Below are 13,300 nucleotides of genomic sequence, written 5' to 3'. Positions count from 1 at the left end.
ACCTGCTTAAATGCGAGGGGGAGCGGCCAAGTCTGCAACAGGTGTGTGGGCGGGCGCCCATCGCTTTAAGCGAAGTGTTGCGACAGAGGCGGTGTCGATCTTTGCGGGGAGCCCGCAAGAATGCCGCAGAATAGCGCAAATTTTGACGAGGGGTCCAAGCAAATGCGCAATCGGGGTGCACATTGTAGGTGTTAATACCTATAATGCGTCTCGGCAATAATGCGACAGTCTGTTTTATTGCGGCTCGCAGGGCAGGATTAGGCAGGACCTCATCAATCTCGGGCCAGGATTGGCTTGTCGCTTGCTTAATATTGCCGTCGAAAGATGTAGGAAGTACCAACGCTATCAGGAGGAAGCATGGTCTATACAAAGGAAGCGATCGACTTACTGCAATTACTAAGACGCCGGTTTCGTGACGAGGATATCGGTCTGTTGCACCTGAATGATCCAGAGGCGCTGGATCATGTGGTCGTCTGGGCGCAGCGATCAAGTAATAGAGAAACGAAAGACTTAGCTTTCAAGTTGACGCAGATCGCCAATCTGCCGCTCAGTCGTCGCGATCTTGAACGGACGCCAGACGAAATGAACCGGCGCTTATACCGGGGCCAGGAAATTCTGGTGGAGCGCAAACCCAAGGAAGACAGGAATGAGCGTCCGGTGCGCATGTATCGGGGTCAGGTGGTGGCCTGACCCGCTGATGCTTCAATCGGCGTTGTCGGAGGCGGTCTGACGACGCCGCAAGTTTTTACGACGTTTCAGGTTCAACATTTCTACCGCCAGAGAGAACGCCATGGCGAAATACACGTAGCCTCTTGGAATATGGAAGTCCAAACCTTCTCCCAGCAGCGCCACGCCAACCAGTATTAAGAAGCTCAGCGCTAGCATCTTAAGCGTGGGGTGCGCATCGACAAAGTCGCCAATGGGTTTGGCGGCGACCATCATAATCAATACGGACAAGACAATGGCCGTCACCATTACTGCGATGTTATCGACCATCCCGACAGCGGTTATGACTGAGTCGAGACTGAACACGATATCAATGATGGCGATTTGTGCGAGGATGCTGGCGAAGCTCGCGGCTTTGGGCATGTGACCTTTCTCTTCGCCGCTGCTTTCTACGTCATTGTGAATTTCATGGGTGCTCTTTGCGAGCAGGAACAGACCGCCGCCGATCAGAATCAGATCGCGTCCCGAAATCTCCTGACTCAACAAGGTGAACAAGGGCTCTGTAAGCGTCATGATCCAGGTCAGGGACAGCAGCAACAGAAGACGGGTGGCCATCGCCAGACCTAACCCCAATATTCGCGCCTTATCGCGTTGATGTGGCGGTAGACGGCCGACCAGGATGGAAATGAACACAATGTTGTCGACGCCCAGCACAATTTCCAGTGCGGTCAATGTAGCGAGCGCAATCCAGGCTTGAGGATCAAGTAACCATTCAAACATCAATGTGCTCCTTTTTCGTTATGGTCAGTCAGGGGGAAAGGCCGCTTCCCGCAGGACGTTCATCGGGCCCGCCATTTTAATTGTAAGAAGCTGCTCTTCTTTGCCGCAGAGCAATGCGCCTGCAAACCCCAGAGCGTTGATGGAAATGCCCTGAAAGCGCTCGTTGCGACGAGGAACCATCAGCATCCAGCGTCGAGTGGCGAGGAGATTGTAGGGCGCAGGTTGATCGTCAGACGTGGAAATCAAACCCAGTTCCTGGAGCCACTGGCGGTAAATCTCATATAGGGTGTCGGGCCCTGGCGCGCGCTCAGAGAAGTGAATCAGCCTGTGACGAAACGGCAGTGCGGGCGTTTTGTTTGGCGTGCGCTGCAGATAGGCGTCTAGCGGCGTCGCCGGGCCGTTAGTAGTGGAGGAAAGCGGCAGAGGGATCGTTTGTAAATGCTTGTGCCTTTGACTGGCGCCCGCCCGCTTGCCGCCGTTGAAAAACACCAGCCCATCAACTTCGCTTAACGCCCAACTCAAAGCTCGTATATCCGCCTGATTGAGCGCGTTGGTTTGTTCCTCGAATTGCGCCGTCACCATCAGGAAATGGTTTGGTAGCACATTGAATTTGTTGAGCAGACATACATAGTCGGCATTGATGTGTCCGACGTACAAATCTTCATCGTAGGGCAGGAACGGGCTTGCAGCGGTTTTTGGCGCAGAACCGTCTTCCCGCAAGGTCGCGCCAGCGTTTTTCCGTTCAAGGTTCGTCAATTGCCTCAGAACGAAGGGACAGCCTTCATTAGTGAAGACTTCCTCACAGGTAGGCAGGGAGATCAGCGCGCCGCAAGCTTTGGCATGTTGTGAAACCTGCTGCAATCGTTCAGGCAGGCGCCCGGGCGTTAATGTAATTCGGGTCGACATGGTCGCCAGTGGCTCCAAAGAAGAGAGTGGCGCCGGCGGCCTGTGCGCCGACATGCAAGCAACCATTGAAAGTCAGCTTTTGTTAAATAGCAACCGTTAAGGCGCTGATTAACAAGATAGTCATCCAGGAAACACGGGCGGAAAGCATCATAACCCTTGGCTCGGAGCTGCGTTTCCCCTAATCTTTCCGGGTTTTCCCCTCGAAGCAGTCCAGAATAATGACCGACAAGACGTTTATAGAATTTTTCGCCGGTATAGGGTTGATGCATGCAGGCCTGGCCGGAACTGGTTGGCGCTGCGCCTACGCCAACGATATCGATCCTAAAAAATACCAGATGTATCGCGATCGCTTCGGCGACGCCCGCTATTACCACATCGGCGATGTCTGGGAGACGGAGGATGTCGTCGCGCGCATTGACGACGCGCCTTTATTGGCGACAGCCTCTTTTCCATGTGTGGACTTATCGCTGGCTGGCAAACGTAGTGGTTTGTCCGGGGATGAATCAGGCACATTTTATGGCTTTGCAGCGGCATTGAGAGGCCTGAAAGAGAAAGGTCGTCAGCCCAAAGTTGTGTTGATCGAGAACGTGATGGGATTTCTCACCGCCAACAAAGGGCGAGACTTTCAAGCGGCCTGCCAGGAGCTGGCGGAGCTGGGATATTGGATCGATACGTTCTCGGTAGACGCCAAACACTTTGTGCCGCAAAGTCGTCCTCGCATATTTATTCTCGGTTGTCTGCAGGAGGCTTTGCCGGATGGGCGCTGTCTGAAACCTGAGGATGCGGCGGGCGTAGCTGATTCGGAGTGGCGTCGCCGTATTGACGAGCAGGAAGGGATTCGTCCGAAAAGCGTGCGTGCGGCGTTGCTGGGAATGGATCTGCCGACCGGACTGTTTTGTCAGGAAGTGAAGGCGTTGCCTTCGGTCAAAGCCAACCTGAGGGATATTATTGATGTCGATTCAGGGGAATGGTGGGAGCCGGAACAGGTCAAGAAACACTGGAATGAGATGAGCGCTGGACACCAGAATGCGCTCAGTGAGCTAAAGCGTCAGGATGAATTCAGTGTTGGCGGTATGTATCGCCGGGTGCGTAACGGCGAATCGAGAACGGAAATACGTACGGACGGCATTGCAGGTTGTTTGCGTACGCCAAGAGGGGGCAGCAGCCGGCAAATGGTGTTTGTCGCGGGCAAGGGAAAATTGAAGATGCGATGGATGTCCCCGGTCGAATATGCGCGACTGCAAGGCGCATCGGATTTCCCTATCAGCGTCGGCGTCAATCAGGCGCTGTTCGGCTTTGGAGATGCAGTCTGCGTTCCCGCCATTGAGTGGATCGCCCGACATTGTCTGGAGCCGATCTATCATACCCTGGCGTTACGGGACAGCCGCAAGGAGAGTATCCAGGCGGATTTATTCGCCTCAACGCCAGTCTGACGGCAGGCTTGGACGCAGCAAAGGGAGTAGAGGGGTGGCGATATGAAGCGAAGCGAAATCATGGCGGCGGTGAAGTCGAAAGACACCACCCCCGAGCTAAAAGTTCGCAAGCTGCTCCACTCCCTGGGTTATCGCTATCGACTCCATGCGAACGACTTACCCTGCAAACCTGATATTGTTTTTCGCTCCCGCAAAAAAGTGATCTTCATTCATGGTTGCTTCTGGCATGGGCACCCCTGTAAACGCGGCGCCCGTATGCCCAAGACCAACGCGGAATACTGGATCAAGAAAATCGGTCGCAACATCGAGCGCGATCGACGCGGCTATGAAGCGCTGCATAATCTGGGATGGCGTTGCCTGGTGTTGTGGGAGTGTGAACTGAAGGACGAGGAAGCGTTGCAAGCTACGTTACAGGCGTTCCTGAAAGAAGATTAGCATTACTTTTATATAAGTCCTTAATTTACAACTTTCCTAGGGTATACCCCATCAGCCCAAAGACATCGGGCGCTTAGACGATGGTTATTTACTGTCCGCTAACTAGAATTATTGCCTTTCTGGTTATTACAAGGACAGTATCATGCAGGAACGGACTCTGCCCCCATCTCATCAACTTATCCCGTTGGAATACCCCCAGACTGGCTGGAGCCTGCGCAGAAAGCGTCATGGAAAGCAGGTGTTCATCACCCGTGAAGCCAATCAGTTTCTACTCAATTTGAACGACTATCAGAAAAACGAAGTCTATCGCGCCCTATCCAAAATCGTCGCCGAAGGCGGGTATGGACTCACCAGCGGCGGCCTGAAAACCAGGCCCATGGCCATGCGCTCAAAAACCGACGCGGTTGCGGCGGCGGGCATCCTCAACCTGATTTACTCCGTGAATTCGGAGAAGATTGTGGTTAATGCGATTGGGTTGAATAAGAGTGTGTTGGGATCAATGGCAGTGGCTTCTAAGGAGCGTGCCAGCCTGTATGAAGTAACACGAGAATCTAGTGTTCGATATAGTAAACAATCAAGTGGAGCTGATATCCAAGCATTAACAAAAGCATGGGGCCATGAAGAGCCTGTACTGGAAATAAACACGACTCATGCTGCTGTTAATGGGATGCAAAATGATTTGCTTAAGGCGAGATGGTTAATGGGCGTACACCTAGATGCCGCCTATTGGAGTGATGCGCCTAGTAAGTACACATTATTTCATAACCCCACGGTTGGCTTTGTACAAGATGTTTTCGAGTGTATTCAGGATAAGATTGGCGCATCTAAAGTGGCTAAACAACTGGCGACTATTTTAATTGACTGTCAAAGAAAGGGGCGGATGGTTAAGTGGGTGTGTCATAGCCAGGGTGGAATAATCTTTAATCGCGCAGTTGAACTTGTAAATACGTCTGGAATTAGGCTGGAAGGACAAAAAGTGGCTATCCACGCAGGTGGAAACAAAAAAGCGAGAGCAACCGATGCATTTGAGCTCGCTGGACTGGAAATAGTTGATATTGATAGAGATAGCCCATTTGATTTTGTGCCAAACTTGGCGGGAGGTAATAATTGGAGTTGGTCCTCTATTCGTCGATGTTATCACTTTGCAAAGCTTGTTGTTGGTAAGCAGAACCCGATGCAGACCAGTCCGCACACGTTACCTTTTCTCAGCCTTGAAACCAGCATCCGTCATTTGCAATTGAACGGTTATGATGACGAAGCCAAACGAATGATTCGCGAGCAGAGTAGGTTAGGGAAATGTTGAAGCAGCTTTTAATGCCTGTTATTACGGGTAAGGGTCCTGATTTTTCGAGGATTAAAAATGAAGAGAGAGGTATAGGAAATTATCGTCTCTCTTTAAGCTTGCCCGGAAACGTATTGACGCCTAATCGCCCATCAGACCCAGAGCCTAGTTACCTAAACTTAAGAGAAGACTTGTTTGGGCAAATTTGCCGGACGGAGTATAACCGTACTTTCGCTCGTCTTTGCTTTCAATGGTGGGGGTATAAAGGCGCTTTTTTTCAAGGGGCTATGGGAGATCTTGGCAGGCTGAGTATGTACGTTGATGTAAATAGTGTAGCGAAACATACACAGGTTGCTTTCGATGACTTAGCGTGCCTTGAGACGTATTTGAAAAAAGATTATTGGCTCTACTACGAAGATAAAGAAGGAGCCAATTGGAAAGCCCGCGAGAGGTTTAAGGATGATCCTTTTTTAGGAGGAGAGACGCCTTCTCAGTTTTTGGTCGAGCTGCCTGAAAATTATGAAAAAGAGCGGATTAATGAATTAGATTGGCTGGCGTACTCATTGACAGGAGAAGGTATAACGGGGGCGCATAAAAGTTTCTATTGGGCTTATCCACTTGATGAAAACTTTTATCTAACCATTGCTTTTTGGGCGGACCCAGACGTCGGAGATAAAGATATTAGACTGCAGCGAATGCTATCAGACGCAAAAAAAATCATGTCGATGGTTGAGCTGCGCAAGGAGTGAGGCTTTTCGTTGCCGCCAGTTAAATCCTGAATGACCTGATCGTTCAGGTCATTCAGGCTATCCGCTGCACTTACGTTTCAGATTTTATATCGTCATACCGGGTCTACGCCGGCTTATAGAGATCGTTAACCTCAGGCTGCGCCTAGAGCGGCGTGTTGAGATCGGCATTGCTCCGAGCCACTGGACCAGTGGTAGGTCATCTGCAGAATACGGGCGTCGCCGCTGGCGCGATGACGAGGCAGTCCCAGCATTTGTTCGACTCGGGCGCGGGTGGCGCCCCAAACTGATTTCTGCGTTTCCGACATCAGCATACTGAGCGGCTCTACTTTAAACTCCATCGGTACGCCCGCTTCTGCAAACAGCAGAGACAACCAGGCGAAATCCTGTCCCCAGGCGTCGCTATAGATGGTTTGCCCGGCTAACTGGGCGTTAAGATCCCGGGCCACGTCCCGTACATCTTTACCCCGGGCGGCCAGGGTCTGTCGGCTGACGCCGTGAGCCTGTTGGGCGCTTTCGTCCCAATCCGTCCAGGTAGGTTGTGGTTTGATCAAACTGCAATAAGAAAATCCATCCGCGCGAATAAAACCTACTTCAATGGGGTAGCTACCCCGGCCGGAGCCAGAGGCTTCCACATCAATAATCGCAGGCAAGCTAGCTTTTGGTTGGTTTTGAGCCATGTCAACCTCGCGTTGAGTTAATGGTGAGGCTTGATGTACTTCTTCTTATTTTGCTCGGGCCCTTAGGTCCAACGTTTGATACGTGGATCTACGTACCCGCTGTTGAGTGTGCAAGCATGTGTCAAAACCGGACTTTACGCAAGCTATTCTTTATCTTGCTGATTTTATTGAGATTTCTTTGCCGTAATTTCTCCGGCGCGTGGCTTGCTGATTGCCGTCCGAATTTCGTCACTGCTTAAGCCCAGGGCGCACAAATGATGCAGTTTGGCGAAAGCCGCTTCCACGGTCATATCTCCGCCACCCAACAGACCGGTCTTCGCCAGCTCCGAGCCGGCGGCGTAACTACCCAGATTGACGCTGCCGGAAGTGCACTGGGTCAGGCTCGTTAGGACCACGCCGCGTTGATGGGCCTGCTCCAGCGCTTTCAGGAAGGGCTTATCGAGACTGGGTCCGTTGCCGACGCCATAGGTGCGTAATATCAGCGCACGACAGGGCGTCTGCGTCATCGCTTTAATGACCTCCGCTTCAATTCCCGGATACAACGACAATACGCGCACCTGGGCGAAGTGATAATCCGGCAGCTCAAAACGGATCTTATCGGGAACAGGCAGTAGCGCGTGTTGATTCAGCTCAATATAGATGCCGACATCGGCGAGGTGGGGATAATTCGGGCTGGCGAAAGCTTCAAAACCCGTGGCGAGCAATTTGCTGCTACGGTTCCCTCGCAACAAGACGCCATTAAAGTACAGGCAAACCTCAGGAATAGTGTAGGAACTGGCGAGTTCAATCGCGGTCACCAAGTTGGTCTGGGCGTCGTTGCGCAGCTCGCTGAGGGGAATTTGAGAGCCGGTGACGATGACGGGTTTGGTCAGGTCCCGCAACAGGAAGGACAACGCCGAGGCGGTGTAAGCCATGGTATCGGTGCCATGTAAAACGACGAAGCCGTCGTAATCGTCATAGCGGTCACTGATGTCTTTGGCGATGCGGGCCCATTCCGGTGGTCTGATGTTGCTGCTGTCGATGGGGTCTGGATATTCGAAGAGGTCGTAATCCGGCATGTCCATGGACAGGCGCGGCGGAATTTTTTCATCGATCAGCTTCTGCAGGCCGCTGACGGCCACATAGCCTTGTGGGGAGCGTACCATGCCGATGGTGCCGCCGGTGTAGATGATGAATATGCGTTTGTTCATTCTGAATCCTCGTTCATCAGGAAACGTTCAGCCACGCGAGCGAAGAGTTCCGGCTTCTCCGCGTGCAGCCAGTGTCCCGTATGCGGAATGACCCGCAAGCCCGCCGCGGGAAACAAACGCGCTATATGCTCACGATGCTTGGGCTGGATGTAGTCGGAGTTTCCACCCTTGACAAACAAGACGGGTCCAGGGAAAGGCTGCTGTGCATCCTGGCCCGCCATAATATTCATGTAGTTCTGCTGAATTGCAGGCAAATTCATGCGCCAGGAAAAGCGTCCGTCTACGCCTTTCTGCAGGTTCTTCAACAGAAACTGACGCACCGGCAGCTCCGGCACGTAGGGTTTGACCAGCTCGTCGGCCTCCTGTCGGGAGGATAGCGACGCAGGGTCCAGAGCCGTGAGCCCTGTGAGGATGTCTTTGTGATGAGGTGGATAGGCGACTGGCGCAATGTCCGCCACGATCAGTTTCTCAACGCGCTGAGGGTATTCCAGCGCAATCTGCATGGCGGTCTTGCCGCCCATGGAGTGTCCCAGCAGGTGGGCTTTGGCGACGCCTGCTTTGTCCATGTAGCGGATGACGTCCGCCGCCATAAGGGAATAGTCCATCATCTGCGCATGAGGCGAGCGGCCGTGATTGCGCATGTCCAGGGAGTGAATGACAAAATTATCGGCAAGCAATCGGGCGATACCGCCCAGATTTTCCATAGAGCCGAACAGGCCGTGGATCAAAACCAGGGGCGTTTTGTCTCCAGTAGATTCCTGAGTGTTTCCCTGAACGCGATGATGCAACTGCAGCATTAATGTTTACCTTCGAATAACCAACACCAATAGGCTAGTTCGCCCAAAGCCGTGGAGTTTAGCAGATAGGCGGACTGATGTTTGCCCGACAGCAGCTGGATCTCACGGAATACGGTAGGAAGGGGCGTATTGTCCGGCTTGAGCTGGGAAAACTGTGAAATATAACCCCACATATGCCAGACCGCGTTGCGTAAACCTCCCAAAGGAGGCGGTACGCGCAGGGCGGCGACCAGCTCTTCCGCCAGATCTCCCAAACTGATTTCACGGGCGGCGACGGCGCGGCCAAGAGATTGGTACATGCCTTGATTCCGCGCCATCACGGAGTACTTATGCTGCGCCCACAAGGCCTGGTCGTTGCGAGGACTGGGAAGACGCGCGCCGGCTTCCGCCTGAGGCCACTGTTCCGCCACTGGCATGCCGGGGCGTGCGGGCCAGATCAGGGACTCCCCTGAAGCGTGAATATAGGGAAGGGTGCTGTTCTGCCGCAGATTGATCTCGCTGACCACCAGGTTGTACATGGTTATCAATGCGTCCACGTGTCCCCGCCAGGACTTCAGGTGAGGGTCCTGCTGGATTTTTTCCGGTTTCCTGATGGCTCCCTGCAGCATGTTGAGCTGGTGCTGCAGCTGAGGAAGGCTGAGATAGCCTGGGTCGATGTCAAAAAGAAATTGTGGCATAGGGTTCGCCGGATGGCCTCTTGTTCGGTTGGTTTGTCTCGTTCTCTATAGTCGTTTTAGTTATGAGTCCGTCATTTACAGCGCCAGACGCCCAAAATAACGTTTTGCAAAGGCAAAATGTAGACGCATGTGCAGCAAAGAACGACATTAATTTCCGCACTATGTGAAAAAAGTATTGCTGTTGCGATGTGAAAGCGCTGAGGTCCCGCGGTTAGGCCTATAAATTGTCTCATTCGGCCATTGGTCCGCCGCGTGGCGGACTTTTATCATGGTTTTTACGCCGCGCTGCGGCGCATACTCTGAAGCATCGGGGCCAGAGCGGTAAATATGAAAAAAAGGTTAGACAAAAAGTAACAGCTTGATGCTGCAGACGTCAGCCAAAAAGCTTTGGTTCCCAAAACGGATATAACAATACAAGCAGAGCGAGGTCCGCGCATGACTGTGAATACTGGCGTTGAAGCTGAGTCCAGGGAGGTCCACTTTCGAAACTGCACGCTGTGCGAAGCGATGTGCGGCCTTCGTATTGAAGCCCATGGCGATGAAGTGATCAGCATTAAAGGCGATGAGGAAGATCCCTTCAGTGAAGGGTTTATCTGTCCGAAGGCGGTGGCGCTGCAAGATCTGCAGAATGATCCAGACCGCTTGCGCCAGCCTTTGCGGCGCACTGCCGACGGCTGGGAGGAAATTTCCTGGAGCGAAGCCCTGGATTACACGGCCCAGCGCCTGATTCAAGTGCGTGAGGAGCATGGGCGTAATGCGTTGGGCGTATATTTGGGCAACCCCAACGTACATGACCACGGCAATACGCTCTTTATTTTGCCGTTCCTGCGCGCCCTGGCCACCAGGAAGCGCTTTTCCGCCACCTCCCTCGACCAACTACCGCATATGCTGGCTAATCTCACGATGTTTGGAAATCAGGGGATGTTTCCGGTGCCGGACATCGACCGCTGCGACCTTTTCGTCTGCATCGGCGGCAATCCGCTGGCGTCCAATGGCAGCCTGATGAGCGCAGGCGGCGTTGAGCGCAGACTCAAGGCCATTCGCGAACGCGGGGGCAAAGTCGTCACCATTGACCCACGTAAGGCGGAAACGGCGAAAGTGGCGGATGAGCATATCTTTATACGACCGGGAACGGATGTGCTGCTGTTGTTGGCGATTATCAACACCCTGTTCGATGAGGACCTGATCAACCTGGGTCACCTCTCCGATATCATTGACGATGTGGAGCTGTTGAGACTGGCGGGCGAAGCTTATCCTGTCGATCGCGTTGCGCAGGCCACTGGCGTGGCGGCAGACGACATTCGGCGTTTGGCCAGAGAGCTGGCGCAGACCCGTCAGGCGGTTTTATACGGGCGGATGGGCGTCAGCGTGCAACGCTATGGCGGATTATGCGTCTGGTTGATTTACTGCATCAACATACTGACCGGCCATCTGGATCGGCGCGGGGGATTGATGTTTACCCAGCCCGCTATTGATTTGCCTGCAATTGGCGCGATGTCCGGACACAAAGGGCATTTTGATCGCTATCGCAGCAGCGTTCGCGGTTTACCTGAATTTGGCGGTGAACTGCCGGCGGCGACACTGGCGGAAGAGATCCTGACCGAGGGGCCTGAGCAGATCAAAGCCATGGTGGTGGTCGCGGGCAATCCTGTGCTGTCTTCCCCCAATGGCGGGCGTCTGGATGAGGCGTTCAGTTCACTGGAATTTATGGTGAGTATTGATATGTACGTCACCGAAACCTCACGGCATGCGGATATCATTCTCCCTCCCGCCGGTCCCTTGCAACGCAGCCATATCGATATCGTGTTCGCCGCGCTGGCGGTGCGCAACACCGTGAAATATTCCCCGCCGCTGTTTCCTAAAGAGGACAACGAGCTGCACGACTGGGAGATATTTCTGGAGTTGTCACGGCGCCTGAGCAGTCGCGATTTGCGCTCCTCTATCGAAGCGGAAATCAAGTACAAGCTGTTGAAACGCCTGGGTCCGGATGGTCTGGCGGATATCTATCTACAGCTGGGTCCTTATGGTCGCGACCTGCCTGCGTCTGGGCGCTGGTCCGGTTACCTGGAGCGAGCGCTGCAGGCCCTACATCCTGCACATCCATTGCGGCAACTCTGGAAACAGGGCCCCTTGAGCGACGCAAATCGTGATTTGCGGAAAGGGCTTTCCATCAAAACATTGCTTCAGCATCCACATGGCGTGGATTTGGGACCACTGCGTCCTTGTTTGCCGCAGCGTTTGTTCACCAAAGACAAGCGCATTAATCTGGCGCCAAAGATATATCTCAGCGACTTGTCCCGGGTGAAAGCCTTACTGAGTGAGAATGTGGAGGAAGGGGTTCTGTTAATTGGCCGCCGCCATGTGCGCTCTAACAATTCCTGGCTGCACAATAGCCATCGTCTGGTGAAGGGCAAGAACCGTTGTACGCTGTTGATGCACCCTCGCGACGCCAGCCGCTATGGAGTCCGTGACGGTGAAGACGCGGAAGTGCGCTCTCGGGTGGGCGTTGTGGTTCTGCCTGTGGAGTTGACGGAAGATATTATGCCCGGCGTGGTCAGCATTCCCCATGGATGGGGGCATAAGCGCAGCGGCGTTAACTGGCGCACGGCCAGTGCTCATGGAGGCGTCAGTGTAAACGACCTGACCGACGAACTATGGGTTGATCCGCTATCCGGCAATGCGGCGCTGAATGGCGTTCCTGTGACAGTGAAGTCCGCAACGGGTCGTAAAGGCAAAAACCGAAGCACTGGCGCGCAGAAGCAGGGCGGCTCGGTGGCGGTTTAGCTCAGCCCCGTCACAGCAGCGCCGCAGTCAGCAGGGAAAGCGCCAGCGGCATGGTGACCATGGCCATCAGCGTTTGCGCGCTGATGATGCCCGCCATGAGTGGCGCATCGCCGCCAAGCTGGCGCGCCAAGATATAGGACGCCGTTGCTGTGGGCAGGCAGCCAAGTACGGCGAACACCGCGACATTGAGCGGCGGCAGCTGTAACGCCAACGCGCTGCCGACGAATATGAGCGGGAACAGGCCCAGCTTGAAGGCGCTGCTGATCATGAGCGAGCCGCCGGCGCCTTTCAGGCTGCGCAGGTCCAGCGCAGCGCCAACGCACAGCAGGCCCAACGGCAGCGCCATATTGCCTACCAGCTTTAATACTTGGTTGACTGCGTCTGGGAAACCAATCCCGAGACTGTTGAAGGTCAGTCCCGCCAGACTTCCCAATATCAGCGGGTTCGTAATGATCGCTTTGCCCACGCCACGCCAGCCAGGCGCTGATTGCTCCACATAAAGCGCGAAGGCGCCGATGCACAGCACATTGATCAGAGGGATCATCATGGACATGGACAGCGCCGCCAGCGCCAGTCCCTGATCGCCCTGCAACGCCTGCACAGCGGCCAGCCCCACATAGGAGTTGAAGCGCACGGCGCCCTGGTAAACCGAGGTGAAACGGGGGCCTGACCACCGCCGCCAGCGTTGTAAGCCGATCATCAACACTGTAGCGACAGCGAACGCCAGTAATATCGCCAAAAATAAACGATCCAGCAGTAACCCATCGCGCTTGGCGTAGGTGAGTTTGTCCACCAGCATCATGGGGAACAGAAAATAATAGAGAAACTTTTCCGCCGGCGGCCAGAAGCTGTCGCCGGGAAAGTTAAGGCGACGCATGCCATATCCAATAAGGATGAGGATGAAGACCGGAACAAGGGCGGCGC

At 54.0% G+C, this 13,300-nt stretch carries 13 protein-coding genes; 6 read left to right on the top strand and 7 right to left on the bottom strand.

What is annotated here, in order from left to right:
- Nucleotides 1-357: 357 nt before the first annotated feature.
- The gene (locus AC2IBB_RS33030; protein ID WP_486330860.1) at nt 358-690 is read left to right on the top strand and encodes a hypothetical protein; all 333 of its coding nucleotides are present in this window, start codon (nt 358-360) and stop codon (nt 688-690) included.
- 12 nt (nt 691-702) lie between these two features.
- Here the strand turns inward: AC2IBB_RS33030 and AC2IBB_RS33025 are convergent, their stop codons facing one another.
- Both AC2IBB_RS33025 and AC2IBB_RS33020 read right to left on the bottom strand, forming a co-directional pair.
- Nucleotides 703-1,446: a TerC family protein gene (locus AC2IBB_RS33025; RefSeq protein ID WP_486330859.1), complete on the bottom strand. Its 744-nt coding sequence runs from the start codon at nt 1,444-1,446 to the stop codon at nt 703-705.
- Nucleotides 1,447-1,470: 24 nt separating this feature from the next.
- Nucleotides 1,471-2,352 (bottom strand): ATP adenylyltransferase family protein, encoded by an 882-nt coding sequence (locus AC2IBB_RS33020; protein ID WP_486330858.1) that lies wholly within the window; start codon nt 2,350-2,352, stop codon nt 1,471-1,473.
- A gap of 218 nt (nt 2,353-2,570) precedes the next feature.
- On the opposite strand from AC2IBB_RS33020, the gene AC2IBB_RS33015 reads away from it, so the two are divergent.
- The 4 genes from AC2IBB_RS33015 (at nt 2,571) to AC2IBB_RS33000 (ending at nt 6,251) form a co-directional block, all read left to right on the top strand.
- Nucleotides 2,571-3,785, top strand: coding sequence for a DNA cytosine methyltransferase (locus AC2IBB_RS33015; RefSeq protein WP_486330857.1), 1,215 nt, complete (start codon nt 2,571-2,573; stop codon nt 3,783-3,785).
- Nucleotides 3,786-3,827: 42 nt separating this feature from the next.
- Nucleotides 3,828-4,220, top strand: coding sequence for a very short patch repair endonuclease (locus tag AC2IBB_RS33010; protein WP_486330856.1), 393 nt, complete (start codon nt 3,828-3,830; stop codon nt 4,218-4,220).
- Between the two features lie 142 nt (nt 4,221-4,362).
- Nucleotides 4,363-5,523: a hypothetical protein gene (locus tag AC2IBB_RS33005; protein ID WP_486330855.1), complete on the top strand. Its 1,161-nt coding sequence runs from the start codon at nt 4,363-4,365 to the stop codon at nt 5,521-5,523.
- Nucleotides 5,517-6,251: a hypothetical protein gene (locus AC2IBB_RS33000; RefSeq protein WP_486330854.1), complete on the top strand. Its 735-nt coding sequence runs from the start codon at nt 5,517-5,519 to the stop codon at nt 6,249-6,251. Before AC2IBB_RS33005 ends, AC2IBB_RS33000 begins: the two co-directional genes overlap by 7 nt.
- Before the next feature lie 131 nt (nt 6,252-6,382).
- Here AC2IBB_RS33000 and AC2IBB_RS32995 read toward each other — a convergent pair whose 3' ends face one another.
- From AC2IBB_RS32995 to AC2IBB_RS32980, 4 genes are all read right to left on the bottom strand, one after another.
- Nucleotides 6,383-6,928 (bottom strand): 3'-5' exonuclease, encoded by a 546-nt coding sequence (locus AC2IBB_RS32995; RefSeq protein WP_127974061.1) that lies wholly within the window; start codon nt 6,926-6,928, stop codon nt 6,383-6,385.
- 164 nt (nt 6,929-7,092) lie between these two features.
- Nucleotides 7,093-8,118, bottom strand: a complete 1,026-nt coding sequence (gene ansA, locus AC2IBB_RS32990) for an asparaginase (protein WP_486330853.1) — start codon at nt 8,116-8,118, stop codon at nt 7,093-7,095.
- Nucleotides 8,115-8,915: an alpha/beta fold hydrolase gene (locus tag AC2IBB_RS32985; protein ID WP_486330852.1), complete on the bottom strand. Its 801-nt coding sequence runs from the start codon at nt 8,913-8,915 to the stop codon at nt 8,115-8,117. Before AC2IBB_RS32985 ends, ansA begins: the two co-directional genes overlap by 4 nt.
- Nucleotides 8,915-9,592 (bottom strand): DUF1722 domain-containing protein, encoded by a 678-nt coding sequence (locus tag AC2IBB_RS32980; protein ID WP_486330851.1) that lies wholly within the window; start codon nt 9,590-9,592, stop codon nt 8,915-8,917. The genes AC2IBB_RS32985 and AC2IBB_RS32980 overlap by 1 nt, the downstream gene beginning before the upstream one ends.
- Nucleotides 9,593-10,027: 435 nt before the next feature.
- Here AC2IBB_RS32980 and AC2IBB_RS32975 point away from each other — a divergent pair, with 435 nt between their 5' ends.
- Complete coding sequence (locus AC2IBB_RS32975) at nt 10,028-12,376, top strand: molybdopterin oxidoreductase family protein (protein ID WP_486330850.1); 2,349 nt, start codon at nt 10,028-10,030, stop codon at nt 12,374-12,376.
- Between the two features lie 10 nt (nt 12,377-12,386).
- On the opposite strand, the gene AC2IBB_RS32970 is transcribed toward AC2IBB_RS32975, so the two are convergent.
- The gene (locus AC2IBB_RS32970; RefSeq protein WP_486330849.1) at nt 12,387-13,253 is read right to left on the bottom strand and encodes an AEC family transporter; all 867 of its coding nucleotides are present in this window, start codon (nt 13,251-13,253) and stop codon (nt 12,387-12,389) included.
- Between the last annotated feature and the right edge of the window lie 47 nt (nt 13,254-13,300).

The sequence above is a fragment of the Hahella sp. NS-SX17 genome, from assembly GCF_057367735.1.
The sequence above is the reverse complement of the archived record's forward strand: the minus strand, read 5'-3'. Positions and strand labels throughout refer to the sequence as shown.

What these genes read in the sequence shown, in the direction of transcription:
- AC2IBB_RS33030 (WP_486330860.1), top strand. Translation starts at nt 358, where the DNA reads ATGGTCTATACAAAGGAAGCGATCGACTTACTGCAATTACTAAGACGC.
- AC2IBB_RS33025 (WP_486330859.1), bottom strand. Translation starts at nt 1,446, where the DNA reads ATGTTTGAATGGTTACTTGATCCTCAAGCCTGGATTGCGCTCGCTACA.
- AC2IBB_RS33020 (WP_486330858.1), bottom strand. Translation starts at nt 2,352, where the DNA reads ATGTCGACCCGAATTACATTAACGCCCGGGCGCCTGCCTGAACGATTG.
- AC2IBB_RS33015 (WP_486330857.1), top strand. Translation starts at nt 2,571, where the DNA reads ATGACCGACAAGACGTTTATAGAATTTTTCGCCGGTATAGGGTTGATG.
- AC2IBB_RS33010 (WP_486330856.1), top strand. Translation starts at nt 3,828, where the DNA reads ATGAAGCGAAGCGAAATCATGGCGGCGGTGAAGTCGAAAGACACCACC.
- AC2IBB_RS33005 (WP_486330855.1), top strand. Translation starts at nt 4,363, where the DNA reads ATGCAGGAACGGACTCTGCCCCCATCTCATCAACTTATCCCGTTGGAA.
- AC2IBB_RS33000 (WP_486330854.1), top strand. Translation starts at nt 5,517, where the DNA reads ATGTTGAAGCAGCTTTTAATGCCTGTTATTACGGGTAAGGGTCCTGAT.
- AC2IBB_RS32995 (WP_127974061.1), bottom strand. Translation starts at nt 6,928, where the DNA reads ATGGCTCAAAACCAACCAAAAGCTAGCTTGCCTGCGATTATTGATGTG.
- ansA (WP_486330853.1), bottom strand. Translation starts at nt 8,118, where the DNA reads ATGAACAAACGCATATTCATCATCTACACCGGCGGCACCATCGGCATG.
- AC2IBB_RS32985 (WP_486330852.1), bottom strand. Translation starts at nt 8,915, where the DNA reads ATGCTGCAGTTGCATCATCGCGTTCAGGGAAACACTCAGGAATCTACT.
- AC2IBB_RS32980 (WP_486330851.1), bottom strand. Translation starts at nt 9,592, where the DNA reads ATGCCACAATTTCTTTTTGACATCGACCCAGGCTATCTCAGCCTTCCT.
- AC2IBB_RS32975 (WP_486330850.1), top strand. Translation starts at nt 10,028, where the DNA reads ATGACTGTGAATACTGGCGTTGAAGCTGAGTCCAGGGAGGTCCACTTT.
- AC2IBB_RS32970 (WP_486330849.1), bottom strand. Translation starts at nt 13,253, where the DNA reads ATGCGTCGCCTTAACTTTCCCGGCGACAGCTTCTGGCCGCCGGCGGAA.